General features: G+C 74.2%; 7 protein-coding genes. 3 read left to right on the top strand and 4 right to left on the bottom strand.

The genetic code is table 11. The features are described 5' to 3' along the window. Nucleotides 1-178 precede the first annotated feature (178 nt). Nucleotides 179-1,966 (top strand): ABC transporter transmembrane domain-containing protein, encoded by a 1,788-nt coding sequence (locus ACFWPI_RS38985; protein WP_380378301.1) that lies wholly within the window; start codon nucleotides 179-181, stop codon nucleotides 1,964-1,966. After that, complete coding sequence (locus ACFWPI_RS38980; protein WP_380378299.1) at nucleotides 1,963-3,750, top strand: ABC transporter ATP-binding protein; 1,788 nt, start codon at nucleotides 1,963-1,965, stop codon at nucleotides 3,748-3,750. The genes ACFWPI_RS38985 and ACFWPI_RS38980 overlap by 4 nt, the downstream gene beginning before the upstream one ends. Nucleotides 3,751-3,766: 16 nt before the next feature. Here ACFWPI_RS38980 and ACFWPI_RS38975 read toward each other — a convergent pair whose 3' ends face one another. After that, nucleotides 3,767-4,192, bottom strand: a complete 426-nt coding sequence (locus ACFWPI_RS38975) for a cupin domain-containing protein (protein WP_380378297.1) — start codon at nucleotides 4,190-4,192, stop codon at nucleotides 3,767-3,769. 92 nt (nucleotides 4,193-4,284) lie between these two features. Between ACFWPI_RS38975 and ACFWPI_RS38970 the strand changes: the two genes are divergently transcribed. After that, nucleotides 4,285-4,947, top strand: coding sequence for a TetR/AcrR family transcriptional regulator (locus ACFWPI_RS38970; protein WP_380378296.1), 663 nt, complete (start codon nucleotides 4,285-4,287; stop codon nucleotides 4,945-4,947). A gap of 28 nt (nucleotides 4,948-4,975) precedes the next feature. On the opposite strand, the gene ACFWPI_RS38965 is transcribed toward ACFWPI_RS38970, so the two are convergent. The 3 genes from ACFWPI_RS38965 to ACFWPI_RS38955 form a co-directional block, all read right to left on the bottom strand. Continuing rightward, the gene (locus ACFWPI_RS38965) at nucleotides 4,976-6,163 is read right to left on the bottom strand and encodes a flotillin family protein (protein WP_063346367.1); all 1,188 of its coding nucleotides are present in this window, start codon (nucleotides 6,161-6,163) and stop codon (nucleotides 4,976-4,978) included. 58 nt (nucleotides 6,164-6,221) lie between these two features. Then, a complete protein-coding gene (locus tag ACFWPI_RS38960; protein WP_350880803.1) occupies nucleotides 6,222-6,458 on the bottom strand; it encodes a hypothetical protein in 237 nt (78 codons plus the stop codon). A 155-nt stretch (nucleotides 6,459-6,613) separates the two neighbouring features. Further along, on the bottom strand, nucleotides 6,614-7,294 hold the full coding sequence (locus tag ACFWPI_RS38955; protein WP_208869047.1) for a YitT family protein: 681 nt from the start codon (nucleotides 7,292-7,294) through the stop codon (nucleotides 6,614-6,616). Nucleotides 7,295-7,393: the final 99 nt, after the last annotated feature.

Raw genomic sequence — 7,393 nt, 5'->3', positions numbered from 1 at the left:
CGCCGGAACCGACCGCCCCCACCGCGTCACCCCCGGGTCAGCCGGCGCTCCGCGGGCCCCCACCCGACCTGGGGGTGCGTCAGTTCCGTGGCGGGGCGGTCTGCCAGACTCCGGGAATGAGACGTCAACGGATCCTGGACCAGTTCGCGGCTCGGGGGCCCGCCCGGGGGCGGGCGGGATGACCGGCGCCGGACCGGACCTGCCCGGGGGTGCGCGCCGGGTCCCCTACCGCGATCCCGGGCTGCCGGACCACCGGAGTCCGCTGCGCTTCCTCTGGTGGCTGGTGCGGAGACAACGCGGCCGCGTCCTGCTCGGCTCGACCTGGGGCAGCATGTGGATGTGCGCCCTGATGCTGCCGCCCTACCTGATGTCCAGGACGATCGACGAGGGGCTCCGGGCCCGCGACAGCGGCGCGCTGGTCTTCTGGGTGTCGGCCGTCCTCGTGGTCGGCGCGCTCATCGCCGTCCTCGGGATCCTGCGGCACCGCACCATGACCTTCATCCGGGCGGACGCCGCGTACCGCACCGTCCAGGTCATCACCCGGCACGTCAACCGGCTGGGGACGACGCTGCCGCGCCAGGTGTCGGCCGGTGAGCTGACCCACCTCCAGGCCGGCGACATCGGCCGGATCGCGCAGACGCTGACCATCACCGGGCCCGGCGTCGGCGCGGTCATCGCCTACCTCGCCACCGCCGTCCTGCTGGTCCGGATCTCCGTCCTGCTCGCCGCGGTGATCCTCCTCGGGGTGCCCCTGCTGGCCCTCACCGTCGGCCCGTTGCTGGGGAAGCTGCACGGCGCCGAGGGAGGCTACCGCGAGCAGCAGGGGGCGCTGACGGCCCTGGCCGGCGACCTGGTCGCCGGGCTGGGTGTGCTGAACGGCATCGGCGGCAAGCCGATGTTCGCCCGGCGCTACCGGGAGCGCTCGCAGGCCCTCGTCCCGCTCGGCTACCGGGTGGCCTCGTTCACCAGTTGGGTGCAGGCGCTCGGCGCCTGCCTGCCGGTGGTCTTCCTGGCCGTGGTGACCTGGCTCAGCGCCCGGATGGCGGCCGCCGGTTCGATCACGGTCGGTGAACTGGTCTCCGTCTACGGCTACGTGGCGGCCCTGCTGGTGCCCGTCTCCGCCTTCGTCGAGGGCGCGGACGACCTGCCGCGCGGGCTGGTCTCCGCCCGCCGGGTCATCGACATCCTGGCGCTGCGGCCGGATTCGACGCGCAGCCGGACGCTGACGACCCCGCCCGAGGCCCCGGCGGGGCTGAGCGATCCCGACTCCGGCCTGCTGCTGCGGCCCGGGCGGCTCACCGCGCTGGCCGCCGCCCGGCCCGAGGAGGCCCGGGCCGTCGTCGAGCGGCTGGGCGGCTACACCGACTCGGACGCCACGTGGGGCGACACCAGGCTCTCCGACTGGGTGCCCGCCGAACTGCGGCGCCACGTCCTGGTGTCGGACGACGACGCGTACGTGTTCGGCGGCACGCTCCGTTCCGCGGTGTCGATCCGCGGCGACCGCACCGAGGAGGAGCTGCGGCGCGCCCTGCACGCCGCCGCGGCCGAGGACATCGTCGACGCCCTGCCGGGCGGCCTGGACGCACCGCTCGACGACCGCGCCGGCAACGTCTCGGGCGGGCAGCGCCAGCGGCTGCGGCTGGCCCGCGCGCTGCTGGCCGATCCCGAGGTGCTGCTGCTGGTCGAGCCCACCTCGGCGCTGGACGCGCTCACCGAGGCGGCCGTGGCGGCCCGGATCGGCGCCGTGCGCGGCGACCGGACCACCCTGGTCGTCAGCACCTCCCCCCTGGTGCTCGGCCGCGCCGACGAGGTGGTCCACCTGGTGGACGGCAAGGTCCGGGCCACCGGCACCCACGGCGAGCTGCTGGCCCGCGACCCCGGCTACGCGGCGCTGGTGTTCCGCGGCGGCAGCGACGACCACCCGGCGAGCGCCCCGGCGGACGCCGAGGAAGGCATGGTCCGATGAGCAACCCCGACACCCCCGACACCCCCGACACCCCCAACGCCCCCCACCGCCTTCCGGTCGCCGACACCGCGACGGTGCGCCGGGCCAGTTGGCGCCTGCTGGCGGACGACGGCCGGGCGATGGGCGCGATCGTCGCCCTCACCTGCCTCGCCGCCCTCGCGGGCGTCGCCGGGCCGTGGCTGCTGGGCCGCATCGTCACCCGGGTCGAGAACGGCGAGCTGACGGTCGGCCAGGTGGACGGCTTCGCCGCGGCGGTCCTGGGGTTCGCCCTCGCCCAGCTGGTGCTCACCCGCTACACCCGCTACCTCTCCCACCGGTTCGGCGAACGCGCCCTGGCCCGGCTCCGCGAGGAGGTCGTCGAGCGGACGCTCGCGCTGCCCGGGCGGTACGCGGAACGGGTCGGCGCCGGCGACCTGGTGACCCGCTCCTCGCTGGACGTGGGCACCGTGGCCGCCACCCTGCGCAACGCGGCCCCGGACGTCTTCATCGCCGTCGTCCAGGTGCTGGTCATCCTCACCGCGACCTTCCTGCTCGACCCGCTGATCGGGCTCTGCGCCCTGGTGGGCCTGCCGATCGTCTGGGCGGTGAGCCGCTGGTACCTGTCCCGGGCCCGGGAGGCCTACCTCGCCGAGGGGGCCGCGGCGGGCGGGGTCACCGAGGTCCTCGACTCCACTGCCCACGGCGCCCGGACCATCGAGGCGTACGGGGTCGGGGCGCGCCAGGACGGCGTGGTCGACCGGGCCGTCGACACCGCCTACCGGGCCGGGGTGCGCACCCTGTTCCTGCGGACCGTGCTGTTCCCGGTCACCGAGTTCGCGCACGCGCTGCCGATGGCGCTCGTCCTGCTGGTGGGCGGCCTCGGCCACCTCCACGGCTCGGTGACGCTGGGCGCGGTGGTGACGGGCGGCCTCTACATGTGGCAGCTCGTCGACCCGCTGGACCGGGCGCTCAACTGGGTCGAGCAACTGCAGCGCAGCGGTGCCTCGTTCGCCCGCATCAAGGGCGTCGGCCTGGTGTCGCAGGAGCCGCCGGCCACCGGCCTGCGCCCCGCCGACGACCGGATCGAGGCCGTCGGCGTGCGGTACGCCTACACCGGCTCGCACGACGTGCTGACGGACGTCGACCTGGTGGTCCGACCGGGCGAGCGGCTGGCCGTGGTCGGCCCGTCCGGCGCCGGCAAGTCGACCCTCGGCAAGCTGCTCGCCGGCGTCGACGCCCCGGACGCGGGGCGGATCCTGGTCGGCGGCGTGCCGGTCGCGGACCTCGCCGCGGCGGGCGAGCTGGGCAACCGCGTCGTGCTCATCACCCAGCAGCACCACGTGTTCATGGGGACGCTCCGGGAGAACATGACGCTGGCCGCCCCGGACGCCGAGGACGCGGCGGTGCTGGCCGCGCTCGCCCTGGTGGAGGCGGACTGGGTGCGCGACCTCCCGGACGGGCTGGACTCGCTCCTGGGCACCGGCGGGACCGAACTCGGCGCCGCGCAGGCCCAGCAGCTCACCCTGGCCCGGGTCCAGCTGGCCGATCCGCACACCCTGATCCTGGACGAGGCGACGTCCCTCCTCGACCCGACCACGGCCCGGCAGGCGGAGCGGGCGATGGCGGCCGTGCGCTCCGACCGCACGGTCATCTCCATCGCCCACCGGCTCCAGACCGCGCACGACGCGGACCGGGTCGCCGTCATGGCGGCGGGCCGCATCGTCGAGCTGGGCACCCACGACGAACTGGTCGCCGCCGGCGGGGCGTACGCGGCGCTCTGGCGGTCGTGGAGCGGGGAGTCCTGACCGTCCCCGGCAGCGGTCAGGGGGTGTCGGTGCGCTTTTCGAGCCGGGTGCCGTGGCGCAGGGTGAGCGACATCAGGTCGCTGGGGCCGTCGAGTTCGAGGCGGTGCCAGCGGCCCCGGGGGACGACCACGGCGCTGCCGGCGGGCAGCGGCACCAGCTCGTCGACACCGCCCCCCGCGCCGTCGCCGCCCCCGTCCGCGTCCCCGCCCGCGGGTCGGAGGTAGAGCCGCGCGCCACCGGTGAGGCAGCACACCGCCTCGTCGGCCTCCGGGTGCATCTCCCAGTGGTCGGCGTGGACGTCGGCCTCGGTCTCCACGTGGAAGGCGCCGAGGTGCCAGGTGCCCGGCGCGCCGCCGGCCATCTGCCGCTCGGCGGCGCGGACTTCGCCGTCGGGGTGGAAGTGCAGGGCCGAGGCGAACAGGTCGACGGCGGTGGGCGTCATGGCGGTGTTCCTTCCGGTCAGCAATTTCTATACGCGTAAGAAAACTAACCCCACACCATCGCCGCTGTCGACCCCTGGGGAAGAATGGACCCATGCCGACCGCACCGCGCAGGACCTCGGGCCGACCGCCCCGCATCTCCCGTGAGCAGGTCGTCGAGGCGGCCCGCCGGATCGTGACCGAGGAGGGCGCGGACCGGCTGACCATGCGCCGCCTCGCCTCCGAGGTCGGCAGCACGCCGATGGCGCTCTACCACCACGTGCGCGACAAGGAGGAACTGCTCGTCCTGCTGCTGGACGACCACGCGGCACGGACACTGCGCCGGCCCGAACTACCCGCCGACCCGCGCGACCGCGTCGTCCGGTCCGCCGCCGCGATCCACGAGGCCCTGGCCGACTGCCCCTGGATCGTCGAGGTGCTCACCGCCGACGACCTGATGTCCGCGTCCGCGCTGTGGTTCGTCGAGCAGATCGTCGACGGCCTCACCGCGTGCGGCCTCACGCCGGAACGGGCCGTGCAGGGGTACCGGACGATCTGGTACTACACCGCCGGCGAGCTGGTGGTCCGGGCGGCGGCGGCCCGGCGGCGCGCGGACGACGAGCGCGCCACGTACCGGGAGCAGGTGTTCGGCGGCCTCGACCCGGACGAACTCCCCCGCCTCGCCCAGGTCGCGGACCGCTGGGCCGCGCTGACCACCGACGACACCTACCTGGACGGCCTGCGGGCCCTGGTGGACGGCCTCGTCGCCGCCCGTTGACGCCTCGGCCCGCAGGCCCCGGCGCGCCTCAAGTCCGTTCCGGGAAGCGGGGCTTGGACTTGCCGTCGCCGAACGGGCCGGTCGAGTGCTGGAGCGAGTGCAGGATGGCGAGGCCCTGGCTGACGATGCCCGCCGCCATCTGGTTGACCCCGTCGCTGCCGTTGAGGACGGTGAGTTCGGCTCCGGACATGCCCCGGGCCGCCGCGTCGGCGAGGGCCGGCAGGTTCTCCACGATCCGGTTGGCCGCGATGAGCTCCTGGTTGCCGCCGCGCAGGGAGTCCGCCCGGGCGGTGTTGGCGTCCGCCTGCGCCTGGGCGAGCGCCCGCTCGCTGTAGGCGCTGCCGTCCGCCTCGAACTTCACCCGGTCGCGGGCGGCCTCGGCCAGCGTCCGCTGCCGGTAGGCCTCGGCGTCCGCCGGGCGCCGCACGTCGGCCTCCAGTTGCTGGGCGGCCAGCGCGGCCCGGCGCTGGGCGAGCGCGGTCTGCTCCTCGATGACGTCCTGGGAGGCCCGGGCCTCGGCGAGCGGCCCGGCCTGGGCGGCCCGGGCCCTGGACTGCTCGGTCTCGGCGAGGAACCCGGCCCGTTTGATCGCGGTGTCGCGCTCGTACTCGGCCTTCAGCGCGGCCGCCTGCTGCTCCCGCTCGGCGGCCTCCTGGTCCGCCTTGGCCTGGGCGATCCGGGCCTGGCTGGCGACCGCCGCCACGTGCGGCGCGGCCAGGTTGTCGATGTACCCGGTCGAGTCCTCGATCTCCTGGATCTGCAGCGCGTCGACCACGATGCCGAGCTTCTCCATCTCGCCGTGGCTGCCCGCCATCACCTCCTGGGCGACCCGGCTGCGCTCCCGGATGATCTGCTCGACGGTCAGCCCTCCGATGATCGAGCGCAGGTGGCCGGCGAAGATCCGGCCGACGAGCTCCTCCATCTGGTCCTGTTCCGACAGGAAGCGGCGGGCCGCGTTGGCGATCGACACGGCGTCGTCGCCGACCTTGAACACGCAGACCGCGCGCACGGTGAGCCGGATCCCCTGCTGGGTCACGCAGTCCTCGGCGATCTCCGCCTCCCGCAGGGCCAGGGAGAGCATGCGGACCTTCTGCTTGACCGGCAGGACGAGGCTGCCGTGCCCGGTGACGATGCGGAACTGGGTGTCCTGCGCCTGGTGCTTGGACCCGGAGATGAGCATCGCCTCGTTGGGTGCGGGAACGTGCCAGAAGAACATGACCGACCACCTGACCAGCTGGGATCCGAAACCGCGATGAGGGCGGCAACAGCTCTACTTAGGGCGGCAACAGCTCGACGATCACCGAGCGGGCCGAGATCGCGTCCACCACGACCACCCGGACGTCCCGGCCGACCGGCTCCGAGCACCAGGCCGCGAACACCTCCGAACCACCCCGGAGGGCGACCAGGACCTCGCCCGGGCCGCCCGCCGGAATGGGCACCGTCACCTTGCCGACGGCTCCGACCGGGCTCTGCCGGGAGTCGTCGACCGCGGGCATGCTCTCTCGCGCCACCGGCGCCTCCGGTCCCCACGTCGCACCACCGGGTCGAGGACACCTACGGCAACCGCCGACGGCGGCGGTGCCTCGACCCCTTCCACGGTACTCCGGCAACCGGTCCGCCACCGGCCGTCGCCGGCCACCACCAGGGCGGGCCGGACCGGCACCGGTCAGGGCACGGCCAGGGCGACCGCGAAGCCGTGGTCCGGGATGTCGAGGAAGCGCCGGTTGAACCGGACGAAGGGCTCGATGAGCAGGTCCACGAAGACCAGGAAGGCCACCGTGCCGATGCCCACCGGGCCCCCCAGCAGCCAGCCGCAGAGCAGCAGCACTCCTTCGATCAGCCCCTTCGCGCACCAGAACGGCCAGGTCCAGCGGTGCCGGATGGTGATCGCCAGCAGGTCGATGGCCCGGATGCCGAAGCCGCTCATGATGATCAGCGCCGAGGCGTAGGCGCACAGCAGCGCGCCGAGCAGCATCAGCGGGTAGCTGCTCAGCCCCAACCAGGCCGCCGGCCGCAGCCATTGGAAGAGGTCGATCAGGCTGCCGCACAGGAAGAAGGTCACGAAGGGCGAGACCACCGGGCGCTTGCGGTTCCACGCCGCCCACGCCCCGATGCACACCACCGCGACGGCCGCCTGGCACAGGCCGATGGTGAGCGGCAGGTGCTTGAGCACGCCCAGCGAGAAGACGTCGAGCGGGTCGGTGCCCAGATCGGACTGGATGAAGAAGTGGGCGCCCGTCGAGAAGACCACGCAGCCGGCCAGGTACACCAGCGCCCTGGGCAGTAACTCGCCCAGCCGCCAAGGTTTTCCGTTCGGATCGACGCCAGGGGGACGGTGGGACGCCATGGGTTCCTCCGTAAGGTGTTAGGTGGCCCGGGAGGGCCGGATGTGGCTGATGGGTTCTTGCCGACCGTGGCTTCCCTGGAGTGGCCGTCCGGCTCTCCG

The organism is Kitasatospora sp. NPDC058492 (assembly GCF_042720685.1).
In the GTDB taxonomy this organism is placed as follows: Bacteria; Actinomycetota; Actinomycetes; order Streptomycetales; family Streptomycetaceae; genus Kitasatospora.
Note: the sequence above shows the minus strand (reverse complement) of the source record. Positions and strands in the feature narration are given on the sequence as shown.